At 70.2% G+C, this 17,824-nt stretch carries 20 protein-coding genes; 9 read left to right on the forward strand and 11 right to left on the reverse strand.

The annotated features are described in order from the left end of the window. Position 1: 1 nt before the first annotated feature. Entirely contained in the window at positions 2–1,024 is a 1,023-nt protein-coding gene (locus OG828_RS09610) for an NAD(P)/FAD-dependent oxidoreductase (RefSeq protein ID WP_328500813.1), read from the reverse strand. Between the two features lie 134 nt (positions 1,025–1,158). On the opposite strand from OG828_RS09610, the gene OG828_RS09615 reads away from it, so the two are divergent. Continuing rightward, positions 1,159–2,151 (forward strand): ABC transporter substrate-binding protein, encoded by a 993-nt coding sequence (locus OG828_RS09615; protein WP_328500814.1) that lies wholly within the window; start codon positions 1,159–1,161, stop codon positions 2,149–2,151. 1 nt (position 2,152) lies between these two features. Here OG828_RS09615 and OG828_RS09620 read toward each other — a convergent pair whose 3' ends face one another. From OG828_RS09620 to OG828_RS09650, 7 genes are all read right to left on the reverse strand, one after another. After that, the gene (locus OG828_RS09620) at positions 2,153–2,560 is read right to left on the reverse strand and encodes an acyl dehydratase (RefSeq protein ID WP_328500815.1); all 408 of its coding nucleotides are present in this window, start codon (positions 2,558–2,560) and stop codon (positions 2,153–2,155) included. Beyond that, positions 2,557–3,087 (reverse strand): FAS1-like dehydratase domain-containing protein, encoded by a 531-nt coding sequence (locus tag OG828_RS09625; RefSeq protein WP_328500816.1) that lies wholly within the window; start codon positions 3,085–3,087, stop codon positions 2,557–2,559. Before OG828_RS09625 ends, OG828_RS09620 begins: the two co-directional genes overlap by 4 nt. Further along, complete coding sequence (locus OG828_RS09630) at positions 3,084–3,911, reverse strand: IclR family transcriptional regulator (RefSeq protein ID WP_443062381.1); 828 nt, start codon at positions 3,909–3,911, stop codon at positions 3,084–3,086. Before OG828_RS09630 ends, OG828_RS09625 begins: the two co-directional genes overlap by 4 nt. Positions 3,912–4,058: 147 nt before the next feature. After that, positions 4,059–4,916: an alpha/beta fold hydrolase gene (locus OG828_RS09635; protein WP_328500817.1), complete on the reverse strand. Its 858-nt coding sequence runs from the start codon at positions 4,914–4,916 to the stop codon at positions 4,059–4,061. Next, positions 4,913–5,869: a catechol 1,2-dioxygenase gene (locus OG828_RS09640; RefSeq protein ID WP_328500818.1), complete on the reverse strand. Its 957-nt coding sequence runs from the start codon at positions 5,867–5,869 to the stop codon at positions 4,913–4,915. The genes OG828_RS09635 and OG828_RS09640 overlap by 4 nt, the downstream gene beginning before the upstream one ends. Continuing rightward, complete coding sequence (locus OG828_RS09645) at positions 5,866–7,191, reverse strand: M20 family metallopeptidase (protein ID WP_328500819.1); 1,326 nt, start codon at positions 7,189–7,191, stop codon at positions 5,866–5,868. Before OG828_RS09645 ends, OG828_RS09640 begins: the two co-directional genes overlap by 4 nt. A gap of 115 nt (positions 7,192–7,306) precedes the next feature. Then, the gene (locus OG828_RS09650) at positions 7,307–8,530 is read right to left on the reverse strand and encodes an aromatic ring-hydroxylating oxygenase subunit alpha (RefSeq protein ID WP_328352584.1); all 1,224 of its coding nucleotides are present in this window, start codon (positions 8,528–8,530) and stop codon (positions 7,307–7,309) included. Positions 8,531–8,664: 134 nt separating this feature from the next. Here OG828_RS09650 and OG828_RS09655 point away from each other — a divergent pair, with 134 nt between their 5' ends. The 5 genes from OG828_RS09655 to OG828_RS09675 all read left to right on the forward strand — a co-directional run bounded on the left by OG828_RS09655 (position 8,665) and on the right by OG828_RS09675 (position 13,346). Further along, positions 8,665–9,492 (forward strand): SDR family NAD(P)-dependent oxidoreductase, encoded by an 828-nt coding sequence (locus OG828_RS09655; RefSeq protein WP_328500820.1) that lies wholly within the window; start codon positions 8,665–8,667, stop codon positions 9,490–9,492. A gap of 179 nt (positions 9,493–9,671) precedes the next feature. Beyond that, the gene (locus tag OG828_RS09660; protein ID WP_328500821.1) at positions 9,672–10,727 is read left to right on the forward strand and encodes an ABC transporter substrate-binding protein; all 1,056 of its coding nucleotides are present in this window, start codon (positions 9,672–9,674) and stop codon (positions 10,725–10,727) included. Then, positions 10,724–11,578, forward strand: coding sequence for an ABC transporter ATP-binding protein (locus OG828_RS09665; protein WP_328500822.1), 855 nt, complete (start codon positions 10,724–10,726; stop codon positions 11,576–11,578). The genes OG828_RS09660 and OG828_RS09665 overlap by 4 nt, the downstream gene beginning before the upstream one ends. Next, on the forward strand, positions 11,575–12,396 hold the full coding sequence (locus OG828_RS09670) for an ABC transporter permease (protein ID WP_328500823.1): 822 nt from the start codon (positions 11,575–11,577) through the stop codon (positions 12,394–12,396). The genes OG828_RS09665 and OG828_RS09670 overlap by 4 nt, the downstream gene beginning before the upstream one ends. Continuing rightward, positions 12,393–13,346 carry a quinone oxidoreductase family protein gene (locus OG828_RS09675; protein ID WP_328500824.1) on the forward strand — a complete coding sequence of 318 codons (954 nt, stop codon included), beginning with the start codon at positions 12,393–12,395 and terminating at the stop codon, positions 13,344–13,346. Before OG828_RS09670 ends, OG828_RS09675 begins: the two co-directional genes overlap by 4 nt. 104 nt (positions 13,347–13,450) lie before the next feature. On the opposite strand, the gene OG828_RS09680 is transcribed toward OG828_RS09675, so the two are convergent. Further along, positions 13,451–14,344, reverse strand: a complete 894-nt coding sequence (locus OG828_RS09680; RefSeq protein WP_328500825.1) for a dihydrodipicolinate synthase family protein — start codon at positions 14,342–14,344, stop codon at positions 13,451–13,453. A gap of 434 nt (positions 14,345–14,778) precedes the next feature. Here OG828_RS09680 and OG828_RS09685 point away from each other — a divergent pair, with 434 nt between their 5' ends. Beyond that, positions 14,779–15,315, forward strand: coding sequence for a hypothetical protein (locus OG828_RS09685; RefSeq protein WP_328352604.1), 537 nt, complete (start codon positions 14,779–14,781; stop codon positions 15,313–15,315). Positions 15,316–15,377: 62 nt separating this feature from the next. Beyond that, a complete protein-coding gene (locus OG828_RS09690) occupies positions 15,378–15,884 on the forward strand; it encodes a WHG domain-containing protein (protein WP_328500826.1) in 507 nt (168 codons plus the stop codon). A gap of 28 nt (positions 15,885–15,912) precedes the next feature. Here the strand turns inward: OG828_RS09690 and OG828_RS09695 are convergent, their stop codons facing one another. Beyond that, positions 15,913–16,338: an acyl dehydratase gene (locus OG828_RS09695; protein ID WP_328500827.1), complete on the reverse strand. Its 426-nt coding sequence runs from the start codon at positions 16,336–16,338 to the stop codon at positions 15,913–15,915. Further along, complete coding sequence (locus OG828_RS09700; protein WP_328352613.1) at positions 16,335–16,814, reverse strand: FAS1-like dehydratase domain-containing protein; 480 nt, start codon at positions 16,812–16,814, stop codon at positions 16,335–16,337. Before OG828_RS09700 ends, OG828_RS09695 begins: the two co-directional genes overlap by 4 nt. A gap of 137 nt (positions 16,815–16,951) precedes the next feature. Here OG828_RS09700 and OG828_RS09705 point away from each other — a divergent pair, with 137 nt between their 5' ends. Next, positions 16,952–17,818, forward strand: a complete 867-nt coding sequence (locus tag OG828_RS09705; RefSeq protein WP_328352616.1) for an alpha/beta fold hydrolase — start codon at positions 16,952–16,954, stop codon at positions 17,816–17,818. Positions 17,819–17,824: the final 6 nt, after the last annotated feature.

Raw genomic sequence — 17,824 nt, forward strand, 5'->3', positions numbered from 1 at the left:
CTCAGTTCTCCTTATCGGTGGAATGCCCGGGGAACAGCTGGGCCTCCGGGTCGATGACGGTGGCGGCGTTGTTCACGGCGGTGGCGACCTCGCCGAAGCCGACGGCGATGAGGCGCACCTTGCCCGGGTAGTCGGTGATGTCGCCCGCGGCGAACACCCGGGGGACGTTGGTGGCCATCCGGGTGTCCACGGCGATGTGCCGGGCCTGGAGGGTCAGGCCCCAGTCCTTGAGCGGGCCGAGGTCGGCGGTGAAGCCGAGGGCCGCGACGACGGTCTGTGCCTTAAGGAGGCGGGTGCTCTTGTCGACGCGGTGCCGGATCTCCGCCTGCTCCAGGTGCGTGGAGCCGTGCAGCGCGCTCACCTCGGAGTCGGTGATGATCTCGATACCGAGGGTGCGGACCTTCTCGACGGTGGCGCGATGGGCGCGGAACCGGCTGCTGCGGTGGACGAGCTTGACGGACCGGGCGAGGGGGGCGAGCAGCGCCGCCCAGTCGAAGGCGCTGTCGCCGCCGCCGACGACCACCACGTCGTGGCCGGCGTGGTCGGCGGGGTCCGGTACGAAATAGACCTGGCCACGGCCGAGGTAGGCGTCGCCCGCCGGGAGGGGTCTGGGGGTGAACGTGCCCACTCCCCCGGTGATCACGACGGCTCCGGCGTGGACCGTGGTCCCCTGGTCGCTGCGTACGACGGGACGTCCGTCCGCGTCGTGGGAGAGCTCGACCGCGCGATGGCCGAGCAGGTAGACGGGCCCGTACGGCTCGGCCTGGGCGACCAGGTTGTCCACCAGGTCGCGGCCGCGCACCGACGGGAACCCGGCGATGTCGAAGATGGGCTTCTCCGGGTACATCGCGCTGATCTGGCCGCCGCACTGGGGCAGGACGTCCATGACCGCGACCCGCAGCCCGCGGAAGCCCGCGTAGTACGTGCCGTAGAGGCCCGCGGGCCCGGCGCCGATGATCAGGACGTCGGTCTCGATCCGGCGCGAGAAGTCCGTGCTCACCGGCACGTCGGATAGAACGCTCATGGTCTGGGAGCGTATGGACGACCGCGATCCCACCCAACGAGTCCGTTCCGGTGAGCAGGACGCCTTGCTTATGCGGACCCGGGCAGCGCTGGGATGGTCGGCGTCCGACGATTTCCCGCCAGCGGAGGACCCACATGCGTACGGACAGAGAACCACGGCTCGGTGTCAGGCTCAGCACCATGACCGCCGCCTGCGCGGCACTGGTCCTCACCACGGCCTGCACGGCCGGTTCGACGGACTCGGCGGGGGTGTCGTCGGCAGGGAAGCCGACGGTACGGGTCGCCCTCGGCGTCGACGCCTCGTATGCGCCGTTCTATCTGGCCATGGAACGGGGCATGTTCGAGAAGGCGGGCGTCAATGTCGAGCTCGTGAAGACCGAAGGCGGTCCCGCGGCAGCCGAGGCCGTGTCCGCCGGCACCGCGCAGATCTCGGCCAACGCCGACTCCACCGCCCTGCCGCTGATGGCGTCCAATCCGGATCTGCGGTCCCTGGGCGTCTTCCAGTCCTCCGACCGCTACCTCAAGGTCGTCCTGCGCGACGGCATCACGTCCCCGAAGCAGATCAAGACGATGGCGTCGATCGGCGGGCTCGGTCTGTACGCGACGCACCAGTATCTGCGCCACAACGGCATCGATCCGAAGTCGGTGAAGATCCCGCAGAGTTCGCCGCCGGAGATCCCGGGCATGCTCAAGCAGGGCTCGATCGACGCGTACATCCTCTTCGAGCCGTGGGCGGCCAAGGGCGACGCCGACGGCGGTCATATCGAGGGGCGCATCGGCGACTTCGGGGTGAAGTACGTGCAGTGGCTGCTCACCGACCAGAAGTGGCTCAAGGACAACGAGGAGGTCGCCGGCAAGGTCTTCAAGGTGGTGGCCGCCGCGGACAAGCTCGTCACCGACGACCCCGCCGCTGCGGCGAAGGCCTCGAACCAGCAGGTGAAACTCCCCGCGGCGGAGACGGCGAAGGTGCTGCCGGAGATCACCTTCGCCGCCCGCGGCATCAACGGCACGGATGTCACCGAGTCGAAGAAGATCGTCGACTTCCTCCTCGACCAGAACCTGATCAAGAAGTCGCCGGACCTCGGGACGTCTCTGCTGAAGAGCTGGTACGAGCAGCACGCGAAGTGAGTCAGGCCCGCGTGAGCCCGACCTGCCCTGTGACGCAGGGAGCGCCGTCGTCCTTGAGGACCGAGACGTCGAGCGTCACCCGCACTCCCTCGTCGCAGGGCTCGGTCGTCCGTACCGTCGCGGTCCAGGTGAGGGTCTCCCCGGCCACGGCGGTCGCCCGGTTGCGCCAGCTCACCGACTCCAGGCGGGCTCCGGGTCCGGCCCACTGAAGCGCGTACCTGCTGAGCGTCTCGCCGTGCAGCGTGGACTGCACGACGACGTCCGGGAAGCCCTCCGAGGCGGCGAACTCGGCGTCGTAGTGGATGCGGTGGGAGTTCCACGACACGGCGCTGAACCGGAACAGCTGCACCCTGCTGTGGGAGTACACGCGCGGCGGGCAGACCTGCCCTTCGGCGGCAGCCGACGTCATGCGGCGGCCCCGCCGTCCAGGACGACGATCGTCTCGTCCACGGCCATCAGTTCCTCTCCGTCCTCCGCGGTGAAGCGGGTGGTGACCCCGAGAAGCACGAACTCGCCCGACTTGCCGCGCCGGTGATCGGCCGAGGTGACCGCGCGGGCGGCGGTGACGCGGGCGCCCGCGACCGGGGGGCGGCCCAGCCGGACCGACTCGCCGCCGTGCACCTGGCGTACCGGCAGGCCCTGCGTGCAGGGCGATTCGCGCAGTGCGAGCCCGTCCGGGCGCAACTCGCCCTCGACCGGGCCGTCCTCCCAGCTCAACGTTCCGGCGAGGAACAGGGCGGGGGCCACGACCTGTTCACCGGCGGCCTCCTGGGCGCGGGCCCGGCGGATGTAGTCGACATCGTTGAGAGCGGCGGCGTACCGGCAGAAGTCCTTCACGCCGAGCACGCCGCAGTCCTCGCTCTCCCACTGCCCGATCAGCTTCCGGGCGCGGGAGAGCACCTCGTCCAGTACCGCGGTCCTGTTGTGCCGGCTCACCGCAGCGACCGGCTGATTCCCAGGGCGGCGGTGCGCAGTGCCGTGGCGTGCCCGGAGGGGTCCATGCGGTAGGTGGGCGCGGTGATGGACAGCGCGCCGACGAGCGTGGACCGGCTACCGAAGACCGGCACGGCCATACTCGTGTAACCCAGGCGGATCTCCTCGGCCTCGGTCGCGATGCCCTCCGCCCGGATCCGCTCCAGTTGGGCGCGCAGCCGGCCCGGTGAGGTGACCGTGTGCCGGGTGAACGGCTTCAGCCCGCTCCTGACCACCTCGGCGAACAGCGAGCCCGGGGAGTAGGCCAGGATCGCCTTGCCGGTGGCCGTGCAGTACAGCGGCAGCCGGCCCGCCACCCGGGACTCCTCGTTCAGACCGCGGTGCGGGAAGATCTTCTCCAGGTACACCACGTCGAGGCTGTCGTGGATGGCGAAGTGGATGGTCTCCTGGGTGGCCAGCAGGAGGTCCTCCATATACGGCTGGGCCACCTCGCGCAGGATGCGCTGCCGGTGCACGCGCTGGCCCATCTCGAACAGCCGCAGCCCGAGCCGGTAGTCGCAGCCCGTCCGCTCCAGCAGCCCCCACACCACCAGCTCCTGGGCGAGCCGGTGCACGGTGGCCTTGGCCACGCCCGTGCGGCGCACCAGTTCGGCGAGCGAGAGGGCGCTGTCCTCGGCGGTGAACGCCTCCAGGATCGGTCTGACCTTGCCCAGGACGGAGTTCATCGGGTCGGGGCAGGAGGCGGGGTCGGGAGCTGGGTCGGGTGGGCGGGGGATGGCGGACCCGACGGGTTGGATGCCGGTGCGGCCGACCGAGGTGACGGTCATAGGGAGAACCTCCCGATCAATCCGTTGCCTTCCGGAGAACGCGGTACGTGGCTGGATCTGGCCCCTCAACGGAACCACGCCCGCCTTGATCATGGCTATGAGTCGAGGTGTAAATTCCCGGTGACCGCGGACGCGGAACGGGCGTTGCTACCGCGCCTCGGCGAGGAACGCCAGGCTGAGCGGGTTGTAGAGGTCGGCCTTCTCGTGCTGCGGCCAGTGTCCGCACTCATTGAAGACCTCCAGGCGGGCGCCGGGGATGGCGGCCGCGATGGCTTCGGCCTCCGGCACGTCCCCGAGCGGGTTCTTGTTGCCCCAGACGACCAGGGTCGGGGCCTTGATGCGTGCCATCCGGTCGGGGCGGAGCAGATTGCGCTCACGCGTCTCGGGCTCCTGAAGAGCCAGCAGGTTGTGCAGGTTCCGCTGGAAGTCAGGGTGGTGGTAGATGTCGTAGCGGACCTGGGTCAGCTCCTCGCCGAGGTCCTCGTCCCACTCGGCCCACAGCAGCCGCAGCCGCTCCCGGGTGAAGGACACGTCGTCCTCCAGGGCGGCGGCCCGCGTCGAGGTCTTCAGCCGTTCCATCACCTTCGGGTTGACCTTCGTGCCGCCCATGCACAGCAGTTGCAGCGAGGCGACCCGGTCCGGGTACTCACTCGCCGCCCACGACCCGACCCAGCCGCCCAGCGACTCCCCGACCAGGTGGGCGCGTTCGGCGCCGACGGCGTCCAGGTAGGACATCAAGTGCTCGACGTACGCGGGGATTTCGCCCGGGCGGTCCGGTTTGCCGGTGTAGCCGTGGCCGAGCATGTCGATGGCGTGGCAGCGGTAGCGCTCGGCGTGCGCCGGGATGTTCCGTACGAACACCTCCAGGTGGCCGGTCGTGCCGTGCAGGAACACCACGTGCTCGCCGTCCTCGGGGCCGGCCTGCAGGGCGCGGGTCTTGAAGCCGCCGGTCTCCACGTACGCGTGCCGGTAGTCGACGCCGGTCAGTTCGTTCCAGATGCTCATGGCTGCCTTTCGGTGCTCTGTACGGGGTCGAGGACGGCGACGGCCATACCCGTCAGCCACTCGGGCATCGGCTCGTAGGCCAGCCGTCGGCCGGGGGCGTGGTCGAGCAGGGCCGCCATCAGCAGCCAGGTGCGTACTTCCTGGGCGCCGTTGCCCGCCGCCTTCTCCAGCTCCTCGGTGGAGTAATCGGTCATGCGGTGGGTCCGGCCGTGCTCCACCAGGGACAGGAACTCGTCGTCGAACTCGGGGTTGAGGGCGGCTTCGGCGGCCCGGATGATCTCCCGGCGCCGGGCGTCGTAGTCCTGCCAGTTCTCCCGGCCGTTCAGCCAGGCGCCGACCATGAACTCCTCGTCCTCGCCGTGCGGATCGCGCCAGTCGGGCCAGGGCAGCCGGTGCGAGAGTCCGCCGGAGCCGATCACCGCGACGCGGCGGTCGCCGGGAAAGGCGAGTACGGCGTCCCTGATGGCGCTGCCCAGCTGCTCGCAGCGCGCGAGGGTGGGCAGCGGAGGGGCGAAGACGTTCACGACGAGCGGGACGATCTCCACGTCAAGGCCGTCGAGCAGGTACTGGACGGCGTGCGACTGGCCGTGGTCGATCTGCAGCCGGGCCGAGTACGCGGGGTCGAAACGGCCGCCTTCCACAAGGGAGTTGGCTATGTGGCGGGCGAGCGGCACATCCACCGGCTGCGGCCCTTTCGGGGTGCCGGACTCACCGCTCGCGATGCACTCGCCGACGCCCAGGGTGAAGGAAGGGATGAGGTCCAGCCAGAAGCCCCGGAAGTGGTTGGAGCCGACGAGGATCACGGTGTCGGGGCGGGCCGCCGCGAGCTCGTCGCGCGCCGCCTTCAGCGCGTCCCGGAACCGTTCGGCGCGGTCCTTGTGGAGGGTCTCATCCCAGTGGGTGTTCATCAGGGTGCTGTGCGAGGCACCCACGCCCAGGACGATCTCGGTCATGCTTCCACCTCGGTCCGGGAGCGGGTGACGGTGTCGACGGCCGTACGGATCAGATGACGCGTCAGCTTTTCCATGGCCCGTACGTCGACGGTGTTCATGCCCTTCGCGAAGTCGATCTCGAAGGGGGCCTCGGTGACCTTCGGCATGCCGACGCGGACGGTGGGGATGCCGCGACCGCGCAGGATGTTGGCGTCGGTGGCGCCGCTGTTGCCGCGGACGATGTCGTGTTCGCGTCCCTCCAGGGACTCCCAACTCGCTTGTGCGGTACGGGAGATCCAGCTGTGGGGGTCGGTCCGTGTGCCGGGGATGGCCAGCACCATCTCGGCGGTCACGTCGGTCTTCGGCAGCTTGTCGAGGGCTGCGAGAAACTCGCGCTTGGCCTGCATGGGCGTGGTGTCCGGGCTGATGCGGAGGTCCACCATGAGCGTGCAGGCGGCCGGGGTCACGGCTGCCATGCGCGGCCAGCCGCCGCGTACCGACGACACGATGCCCTGCGGGGCGACCGTGCCGGCGGTGTGGCGGTCGGCGTACTCGACGAACCACTCCTCCAGGTGCCGGGCGACCTCCCCGGCGCGGGCGATGGCGTTGTCGTACGGGAGCCGGTGACGCGAGCCGACGTAGGTGTGGGTGCCGCGGACGGTGACCTCGAACCAGACGAGGCCGACCTCGTCCCAGGAGACCGTCCAGCCGGGCTTGGCGATGACCGCGTAGTCGGCCCACACGCCCTGCTCCAGCAGGAACGAACAACCCACTCCCTGACCGGTGTTGTACCGGGCGCCGACCGGACGCGCGTTGGTGGGCATACCGCCCGCGCCGAACGCGGCGACCAGATCGCCGGTGAGCGGGATCCCGGCCCGGGCGATCGCCTCGGCTGCCATCATCACGCAGGCGGCGTGCCCCTTCGGGTTGGACGCCCCGAGTCCGGTCACCAAGTCCCCGTCGACGACGGCCCTCGGGCGCATGTCGTCCCTCAACTCCGGCCCGATCCAGGGGAGATCCTCGCTCTCCTCGCCCACGGTCAGGGTGTCGATCGGTGCGTAGAGCATGAGGTCGGGGCCGGTTCCGTCGCCTTCGACGCGCGCCCAGGCGTTGGCCTGGCGGTCGTCGAGCGGCTGCACCTCGGCCCGGCATCCGGCGTGCGAGAGAGTGGCGGCGATGTGCTGAGCGAGGGGTCCCTCGTCGCCGGTCGGGCTGGGGATGTCGACGAGTCCGACGACGAGTTCGCGCAGCCGGTCGGGGGTGACGTGCCGCCAGGCTTCGGTGACCCAGGCGCTTCGTCGGTCGTCCAGCCCTGCGAGGCCCGTCGGTTGAGGGCCGCTCATTGGTTGATCCTGTGTACCTGGGTCATGGTGGTGCGCTCGAAGCGCTTCTTGGCCAGCGGGAGCGCGAGGGCGAGCGCGGCTCCGGCCAGCAGGGTGAGCAGGGTGCGGCCCATGGTCAGCCCTTCTTTCCGTTGACGGGTCCGGCGACGCCGACCGCGGCGAGCTTCTTCTCGTACTCCTCCTCGCTGAGGTTCCGCCAGGCGGTGAGCGAGATGTCGGGGCGGTAGAGCTTCTCCGGGGGTGCGTCGGTGACGTCGACCATCCAGGCGTCCTGGCCGGAGAACTGGCCGTGGAACAGCCAGCGGATGGCGCCCAGGTACTTGGCGTAGAAGCCGAGGGCCTTCCAGCCCTCGGTGAAGTTGACCATCACGCCGACGTAGCGGTGATTGTCGGCGTCGACGGGGACGTAGAACTCGTAGTGGATGAAGTTGGGGTAGGCGATGCGCAGCACGCCCGGCATGGACAGGGACGCGAATCCCGGGAACTCCTGGGCCTCGATGACCGGGTCGACCTTGTCGGCCTTGCCGGTGTTGCCGAGGTTGAAGGTCTCCTTGGGCGGCTGCTGCTTCCACCAGCGCTTGTTGGACCAGCGGCCCACGCCCGGAAAGTCGGCCTCCCAGTGGACCTCGTCCTGCACCCGGAAGATCCAGCGGCCCTGGGGGACGATCCTGGTGATGTTCCAGGTGGGCATCGCCTTGAACAGCCGCCACAGCGCGGTGCGGTGCAGGTACTTGGCATGGCCCTCGTCGAAGCCGTTCTCGCAGGCGAACCTCCAGTTGCCACCGCGGGGTTCGATGCGGCCGCCCATGACGAAGCCGTTGGAGACGAGCTCTTCGGGAAGCTGCTCGTCGATCGGGGGCGCCTCTTCGTCGGCGACGGGGATGTACACCCACACCATGCCGAGGCGTTCCTCGACCGGGTACGTCTTCACCTCGACCTTGCCGGTCAGCCGGCAGTCGGGGCCGTCGGTGATGACCGCGCAGAGCTTGCCGGTGGGCAGGTCGAAGGTCCAGCCGTGGTACGGGCAGCTGACCGTGCCCGGGAACTGCTGGTTGCCCTCGGACAGCGGCACCCCGCGGTGCGGGCAGCGGTTGTGCAGCGCGTACACCGTGCCGCCGTCGCGGATCAGCGTGATCTTCTCGCCGCAGAGCGTGAACGGGAGCGGTTTGCCGGTGATGTGGCTGGACCAGGTGACCGGATACCAGTAGCCGCGGAAGCCGGCCGCCGCCGCGTCGTAGTGGGGCCACGTCGACCAGTCCTGCCGACCGGGCTGCCCCGCCGGTCTGCGGCTGCCTCGGCCGGTGCCCTTGGAGGCGAGCGAGCCCTCACCCGTCGTCATCGTGCGTGACCTCCTGCTGCCGTCGGAACATGGCATTGAGCATCCGGGGGGCGCACGGGATCCGCCTACGGACCTGTTCCGCTGAGCAGACCGCGCCGGATCTCCACGACGGCCGCGCCTGCGACGGTCCCGTCATGGATGACATGGATGACATGGAGGATCTGTTCTCGCCCGATCTCTTTTCTCTCGCGGGACGCACCGCGCTGGTCACGGGCGGCAGTTCGGGTATCGGAGCGTCGGCCGCCCGTGCGCTGCGTGCCATGGGCGCGAACGTGGCGGTCACGTCCAGGGACTCCGGGCGGGCCCGGTCGGCCGCGGAACGACTGGCGAAGCAGCGGGTGCCGGCGCGGGGAACCGGCACCGCCGGGGAACCGGAGGTGATGGGCCTGAGCTGCGAGGTCACCGACGAGCGAGAGGTCGACGCCGCCGTCGCGGCCGTCATGGAACGGTGGGGTCGGCTGGACGTCCTGGTGACCAGCGCGGGCAGGCCGGCCCGCGGTTCTGTGGCCGAGCTGCCGACCGACGACCTGCACGGGTGTTTCGCGACCAACGTGTTCGGCACCTGGTACGCCTGCCGGGCGGCCGCGCGGGTCATGACCGGTGCCGGATTCGGGCGGATCATCACGCTCGGCTCGGTGCTCGGCTCGGTGGGAGCGCCCCAGCGGGGCGCGTACGCCGCGTCGAAGGGAGCGGTCGTACAGCTCACCAAGTCGCTTGCCCTGGAGCTGGCGGGCAGCGGGGTGACCGCGAACTGCCTGCTGCCCGGGCCCATGCTCACCGAGATGAACGAGGGTGCACGCGACGACCCGGTCACCGCCGCGTTCGTACGGCAGGAGGTGCCGCTCGGCAGGTGGGGCGAGGCCCACGAACTGTCGGCCGCGCTGCTCCTGCCGGCCTCGCCTCACTCGGCGTATCTCACCGGCGCCGTACTGCCGGTGGACGGCGGCTACTTGGCCCACTGACGCCTGCTGCGGGAGCCCCCTGACTCCTGCTGCGGCGCCAACCGACAGCCCGCGGCGAGACGCCCGTTGACGTCCCTGCCGCGACGCGGCGCCGATACGCGTCCCGCTCAGCGGACCGCGATCCATGCCCGCCCGCCCTGCCGCGTTCTAGGGTTCGCGAATTCCGCGACCGCACGCCGATGACCGATGACCAGCCGGAACCGGCGGTCTCCCGTCAACCCACCGAGGTATTCATGGAGGCACGAGCCAACAGCAGACGATCCATTCCGGGCGTCGTCGCTCTCCTCATCGCGTTGATGTCCCCGACCGCGTGCAGCGCGGCCACAACCGATTCCGCCGGGGGTTCCGGCGCCGGCGCCGCCACCGGCCCCAAGGTCCGGATCGCCGTCGGCATCGACCCCTCCTTCGCGCCCTTCTTCCTCGCCGACGAGCAGGGGCTGTGGGCGGAGAACGGTCTCGATGTCGAGCTCGTCCAGTTCGGGCGGGGCGGCGAGGGCGTCGACGCCCTCGCCGGCGGCCAGGTACAGCTGGCCGGGAACTCGGACACCACCACCATCGGCATGCTCCGGCAGAACTCCGGCCTGCGTTCTCTCCTGGTGTACGAGGAGTCGGGCCGCTACCTCAAGGTCGTCCTCGGCCCCGAGGTCGCCGACCCCTCGAAGATCCGCAAGATGGCCGTCGTACCGGGGCTCTCGGAACTCGCGGCGACCCGCTTCCTGGAGTCGAAGGGGATCGACACCAAGTCGGTCGACTTCGTCACCGCCGACCCGCCGGAAATCCCGGCTCTGCTGCAGAAAGGCGACGTCGACGCCTACGTCCTGTGGGAGCCCTGGCCGGCCAAGGGCACCGAGCTGGGCGGAAAAGTCCTGGAAACCACCGGCGACTACGGTCTGTCGTACGCCCACTGGCTCATCACGGACAACAAGTGGCTGAGCACCAACAAGACCACGGCCGTCAAGATCGCGCAGACGCTCCAGGAAGCGACCCGGCTCACCGAGTCGGACCCGGACGGGGCGGCGAGTGCCACCCAGAAGGCCGCGAAGATTCCCACCGCCCAGACCTTGAAGGCGATCGAGGAGATCGACTTCGACGTACGCGGCATCACCGCACAGGACCTAGAGGGATACGCCTCGACCGCCGAGTTCTACGCGGACACCGGCAAGGTCGAGTCCCCGCCGGACGTGACGCGGGCCGCGCTGCGCGGATGGTTCACCGAACAGACGAAGGGATCATGATGACGAAGGCCATCGAGGCCGACCGGCCGCCGTCCGGCTCGCCACCCGTGGGCGGCAGCCGCGGCGCGGCGGTGTCCGTCGACTCAGTGGACATCCGGTTCGGCTCCTTCCACGCCGTACGCGGTATCTCACTGGACATCGCCGCCGGTGAGTTCCTGTGTCTGCTCGGTCCGAGCGGCTGCGGCAAGTCCACTCTGCTGTCCGCGCTGGCCGGCTTCGTACGACCGCACCAGGGCGCCCTCACCGTCGACGGCGCCCTGATCGGCGGTCCCGATCCCGACCTGGGCATGGTCTTCCAGAGCAGTGAGGCGCTCTTCGACTGGCTGACGGTGCGCCAGAACGTGGCGTTCGGCCCGCGCATGCGCGGCAAGTCCCGTGCCGAGCAGGCCAAGTTGGCCGACGAGTACCTGGCTCTGGTCGGGCTGCGGCACTGCGCCGACCGGTTCCCGGACCAGCTGTCCGGCGGGATGCGCCAGCGGGTGCAGATTGCCCGCGTGCTGGCGAACGAGCCGCGGGTCGTGCTGATGGACGAACCGTTCGGCGCGCTCGACGCGCAGACCCGGCAGGTGATGCAGGAGGAGATGAACCGTATCTGGCGGGCCTCGGGCTGCACGGTCGTCTTCGTCACCCATGACATCGACGAGGCGATCCTGCTGGCCGACCGCGTCGCCGTCATGACGGCGGGCCCTGCGGCCTCGGTCAAGTCCGTCTACCCCGTCGACCTGCCCCGGCCGCGCGACGAGACCGACCCCGCGGCCCTCGAACTGCGCCGCGCCCTGCGGGACGACATCGGCGAAGAGGTACGCAAGGCCCTGCGCGACCAGGGCCTCGACGCGGAGGTGGACGCATGACGGTCGTCACGGCGAAACCCTCCGCCGAGCCGCGAGTTGAGCGGCGTGCGTTGCGGGACGCCGCGCGAGGACTGCGCGGGATCCTCGTGTCCGTGGTGTCCGTCCTCGTCGGCATCGGGATCTGGCAGCTGCTGGCGATGCAGTACGGCGCCTCCCTGGTCGCCTCCCCCAGCGCGACCCTGGACGCGGCGGGTGAACTCGCGGGCGACGGAACGCTCACCAACTCGATCATCGCCTCCAGCCGCCGCATCCTGATCGGCTGGGGACTCGGTCTGCTCGTGGGCGTACCGGTCGGCCTGCTCATCGGGCAGATCCCCCTTGTACGCCAACTCCTCGACCCGTACATCGAGTTCTTCCGCTTCATCCCGCCGGTCGCGTTCGTGACGCTGGCGGTGGTGTGGCTGGGCATCGGCGAGTCGTCGAAGGTCGTGCTGATCTTCTACACGGCGGTCTTCATCGTCACGCTGAACACGAGCGCCGGCGTGATGGCCGTGAGCGAGTCGAAACTGCGCGCGGCGGCGAGTCTCGGCGCGAGCCGCCGGCAGATCCTGCAGGGGATCGTGCTGCCGTCGACCGTGCCGTACATCGTCACCGGGGCGCGCCTCGCCATGGGCAACAGCTTCCTGACCATCGTCTCCGCCGAGATCGTCGCCGCCCAGGTCGGGCTCGGCTCGCTGATCTGGACGTCCCGCAACTACGGCCGCATCGACTGGGTCTTCGTCGGGATCATCACCTTGGGCATCCTGGGGTTCGTCTTCGACCGCGTGCTGCGGATCGTGGCTTCCCGGGTCCTGCGTCGATACGGAGTGAAGCTGTGAGTGGCGAGACCTCGCGTGCCCTTGTCCTGGAAGAGTTCGGCACCCTGCCCCGGTTGGTGCAGCGGCCGGTGCCCGTACGGGAGCCCGGCCAGACCCTCGTACGCGTACGGGCGGCGCAGGTGGGCCACCTCGATCTGAACGTCGTGGACGGCAGGTTCGGCATCCTGCCGGATCTGCCCGCAGTGCCGGGCACCACGGCGTGCGGGGTGGTTCTGGCCTCGGACACGCACGTCGAGGGCAGCCTGGTGAGGATCAACGGCAAGGGCCTTGGACTGCGCCGGGACGGCTGCTGGGCCGAGCACGCGGTCGTGCCGGATGCCGCCGCGGTCCCCGTGCCCGAGGGCACGGATCCTGCGCTGGCGTGCAGCTTCTTCTCACCGGCCGGCACGGCCTGGGCGGCGGTGCACTCGGTCGCGGCGATACGGCCCGGCGAGCGGGTCATGGTGAGCGGTGCTGCGGGCGCGGTCGGCGCGCTGACCGTTCAGGTCGCCGCGCGCGCCGGAGCGGAGGTGATCGGGGTGGTGGGCCGCCCGGTCAAGCTCGGCCATGTGCCGGCGCCCGGGAAGCCGGTCCTGGCGGCCGAGTTGTCGCCGGAATCCGTGGGCGGGCCAGTGGACGCGCTGATCGACACCGTCGGCGGGCCGGTGCTGCGCGACTGCCTCGGGCTCGTCCGCCCGCGCGGGCGTGTCGCACTGGTCGGCTACACCGCGGGGCGCGACTTCACCGTGGACCTCGCGGACTTCCTCCTCGCCGACGTGGCCCTGCTCCCCGTCAACCTGATGTCGCGGGGCAAGGAGATCGCCGCGGACGCCGAGCGGATGCTGGGCGAACTGGCGTCGGGGGAGCTGACGTTGCCGATCGAACGGTACGGGCTCGCTGCGCTGGCGGAGGCGGTGGAGCGGCTGCGGACCGGGGAGGCGGTCGGGAAGGTGGCGCTGGACTTGACCTGACGCGCGTCCGCCTCCGAACTCTGCTCTGCCATCGCGGATCCCTCCCGGGGGGCCGGGGTCTTGCTCAGATCGTGGGCCAGGTCGTGCTGACGAGCGGGCAGGGGCTACGCCGGGAAGAGTTCGGGCAGCAGCCGGTGGGCGTCGGCGCGGGCCGGTTCGACCGCGTCGAGGGGCGCCGACGACGCCGGCCAGCGCAGCGTCACGCCGATGTCCGCCCAGCCGCCGACGGTAGCCAGGAACTTGTCCAGCGCCGGGTTGGACAACCCGCGGGCCTGCAGCGGCGCGATGTGCCGGACGAAGAACGCACCGATGCGGCGCTCCACGTCAGCTGCCGCGGCCGGATCCGTCGTCATCAGCCGGTACCACGCGACCGCCCCGCGCGGCGACATGGCTGCGACGTTGGAGTAGCTGCCGTGCGCGCCACGGGCCAGCCCGGACGCCAGCAGATGGCCGGGCACGAAGATCGACAGCCGGGGCACGGTGTCCGCCATCGCCGCGTACCAGGCGTCGTCGCCGCCGGCCATCTTGACCCCGATGAGTTGGGGCACCTCGGCGGCCACCCGTCCCAGCAGCGGCGGTGGCACCTGGGTCTTGGCGTGCGGCGGGTTGTACAGCACCAGTGGCACGTCACCGGCGGTCTCGGCGGCACCGACCAGGAAGCGCACGACCTCGTCGTCGCACAGCGGGACCCAGTCCGGCAGGATCACCTGGATGGCGCCCGGTCGCAGCGCGGCCGCGCGCCGGATGCGGTCGAGCATCGTCGGGGCTGCGGGATGCGAGGCACCGATCTGGTACGGCAGCCCGGCCGCCTCGCACCGCCCCGCCAGCACCGCGTTCACCCGGTCGAACTCGACTTCGTCGAGGGTGTAGAACTCGCCCGCGGTGCCGTGGGCGTAAATGCCGTCGACGCCGCTGGTCAGCAGCGCGTCGAGCTGGCCCGCAGCCGGTCCCAGACGATGTCGCCCCGGCCTTCGACGGGGAGCAGGAGCGTGCCCCACACCCCGGTGACCTGATCGGCCGCCAATGGCTTCATCGATGCTCCCTCCGGACGGGGATCGCGCTCATGATCTGATCCCCGAATCGCGTACGTGCCCTCATGCCCGCTGAAATTACCCACCCGCCCTCGGGGCGTTCCCCGGGCCTACTCTTGTTCCCCGCTCGGACAGGCAGTGCGCTTCGTCCTGTGCCGCGCCCCTCGAAAAACCCTGGCCACCCGGTCCGGTGGACGTAGCGCAGCTCCTTTCAGTGCCGTGGGCGGTGCGAAATCCGCTGCTGTGAACCCCGGGTGGCGGTGTACGGTCGTGCCCTGGCGGTTTCCCGGCCGCCTCTGGGTCCGCAGGCAGAGCTGCAAGCTCACCGGTTGCACAGGAACATCACTGGCAGATCTTCCAGCCCGATGTCGCGGACCCGCGGGCGCCGAGGAAGGACTGCCTTGTCCGATCAACCACGCCGTCTCCCCGACCGGCCCAGCCTCCGGTACCTGAAGATCGAGGCGAAACGTCGCCTCTCCACAGGGGAGTTCGCGACACTCCACGAAGCCCAGCTGGCCATCGCCCGTGAGCACGGGCTGCCGAGCTGGACCGCACTCAAGGAACGCATCGAGGCCGAAAACCCCGCGAGCCACGCCCTGGCGCACGTGCGGTGGGTGATGTCGCGCTTCGCGGCGGCCGGCACCCCGGGATGGACACCCCCCGACGAGGAGGAGCTGCGCCGACACTTCGATGACCGGTACCTGAGCCTCGTGCCGACGGACTGGGTGACCCACCTGTTCGCCACGGTCGCCGAACGACTGCGCGAGGGCCTCGCTGACGTGCAGGCCGAACCGCTGTACCTTCGCGCACGCGTCGCCGACCTGCGCATCGAGGCAGCGACCGAAGCCGAACCACCGCACCGGCTGAGCAGTCTGCAGATGTATCCGGCGCGCGAAGCCGGTGCCGATGTCCCTGGTGGGCCGCCCACCCCTGGTTGAACCTGCAGGTGCGCCGGGCCAGAAGGCAGGCCCGGCGAGTCGCGACCTCGTGGGCGTAGTGGGTGCGTTCCAGTCACGCTGCGCCGCGTCGACACTTCGGGGATCGCCGGGGACTGCTCGACGCCCTCGCGGAGACCGGATTCGTTCGCCTGGGCGCCACTCTGCATGCCGCGCTCACCAAGAGCGATGGCGTGCGCGACTTCCCCATGCGCGTGCAGGACGCCGCTTCGGCGTACGCCCACTTCGCGATCGAGAACGCCGCGCTGTATGAGCTGATGAACTCCAGCAAGCACCATCCGGGAACGGCCCTGGTCACCCAGGCCGCTGCGGCCGCGTTTGGACAGATGACCGACCTGATCAAAGAAGGTCAAGCGCACGGCGCACTGGAACAAGGCGATCCTGAGGAGGTCGGAATCATCCTCGCCGCCACCGTGCAAGGCATCACCACCATGGTCAACAGCGGAATGATCGGCGTGGAGCGGCTCGATGGACTCGTCAACACCGCGGTCTCGCAGTTTCTTCGAGGCGCCCGCCCCCTCGGGCCGCAAGGATCTCCGAGCCGGCGCTGACGGCTTCCGCCGGTTGGAGATGTCGGTGTCAGGCGAGTACGACCACGGCATGGCCCCGGCAGCAGACGGTTCCGGGGCCGTCGCCGTGCGCGGCCGAGCAGTGCTCCACCAGGTCGAGCGTGACCTCACCACGCGCTCGATCAACCTCGCGTACCGTGCCGGTGACCACGAGCCGGTCCCCCGCATGGGCGGGCGCCCGGTTCTGCCACGCGACCTCGCGCACCCGCCCGGTCTCGCCGGCGAAACCCGCCGCGGCCCGGTGGAAGAGGCAGCCGTGCAGCTGCGCCATGACGACCGGGTCGGCCAGCCCTTCGGACCGGGCGAAGGCGGTGTCGTAGTGGATGCGATGGGTGTTGCGGGTGACGGCGCCGAAACGCAGCAGGGCGACCGCGTCGGGGGTGAACTCCACGGGCGGTACCGGCTGCCCGACGGTGACGTCGCCGTATCCCCTCACCTGGCGATGAACCTCTCCGTGACCTCGACGAGCGTTCCGCGCGTCGTGCTGTACGTCTTCTCGACCGTGAGCAGCAGGAACCCGTCCCCCGCCCCTTTGCGCTCAACTGCCGTGAGAACCCGGAGCAGTTCGATCGCGTCCCCCGGCCGCACCTCGTCCGTCCAGCGCACCTGCTGACCACCTGCCATGAGCCGGACGTCGAGCCCGTCGGTGCCGGGGACCTCGTCGCGGTACATGCCGTCCGGCCGGACCTCGTCGGGGCCGGCTCCGGGCGCGCCGCGCAGCAGGCTGACGACGTACATGGGGTGGACGGTGAACCGGGAGCTGTCCGGATCCGTCAGGTGCGGCGCGGTCTCGCCGGCCGCCCGGGCGAACTCCGCGGCGTCCTCGGCCCGTACGACACCCAGCTGCCGTCGCTCGAACCGCCCGGCCAACGCCCGTGCCCGCTCCTCGGCCAGGTCAAGACCGCTCGCCATGCACCGCCTCCACATTCGAGAGCCACACCCGTACGTCCGGACGCTAGCCGCGACGCCTTCCGCGTCACCACGGAACCGGCCCGCTCAGCGGACCGCTCCGCTTGGGCGGGCCCGACTCGCGGGACACCATGCGGGACATGGACCTCATGGACATTCAGCCGCCTCCGCAGGGCGCCTACGCGGAGGCGGACGGCGTCACCTACCACTACATCGAGATGGGCGAGGGAAGCCCCACCGTCTTCCTGCACGGCGGCGGCCCGGGGTGCACGGGCTGGTCGGACTTCGGGCAGGTGGCGCAGCTGTTCGCCGAGGACCGCCGGTGCTTCCTCGTCGACATCCTGCAGTACGGGAAGTCCGCGAAGCCGGTCATCAAGGGCCCCATGTGGGACTACCACGCCGCCAAGACCGTGGCGCTGCTCGACTCGCTGGGCGTGGCACGCGCCGACTTCGTCTGCAACTCGTGGGGCGGGACCATCGCCCTCAACCTGGCCGCCAAGTACCCCGAACGGGTCCGGTCCCTCGTCATCACCGGCAGCATGCCGGTCTTCTACGGGCCGCTCGCGCCCCTCCCCGAGGGCGCGCGTCGTGGTCGCAACGCCCGGGATGTGTACTACGGCGGCGACGGCCCTTCGCCGGAGAAGATGCGCGAGCTGATGGCCCGCCTGGAGTGGTACGACGCGGACGCCATCCCCGAGGGCACGGTGAAGCTGCGTCACGAACAGAGCCTGGACCCCGAGGAGATGGCACTCGCCGCCGCGTCCGACAACCCGCGCGGCGACTGGCAGGACCTCACCGGGGAACTGGGCCGGATCGAGGCGCCGTCGCTGTTCATGTGGGGCATGTACGACGCGTTCCTCACCCCGGACTACCCGCTGATGCTTGCCCGGATGGTCCCCCGGGGCAACCTCCATGTGATGAGCCGGACGTCCCATCATCTCCAGGAGGAGCGACCGCACGACTACTACACCGTCGTCACCGGTTTCCTGAACCAACAGCACGACTGACTTGCC

The organism is Streptomyces sp. NBC_00457 (genome assembly GCF_036014015.1).
GTDB lineage: Bacteria > Actinomycetota > Actinomycetes > Streptomycetales > Streptomycetaceae > Streptomyces.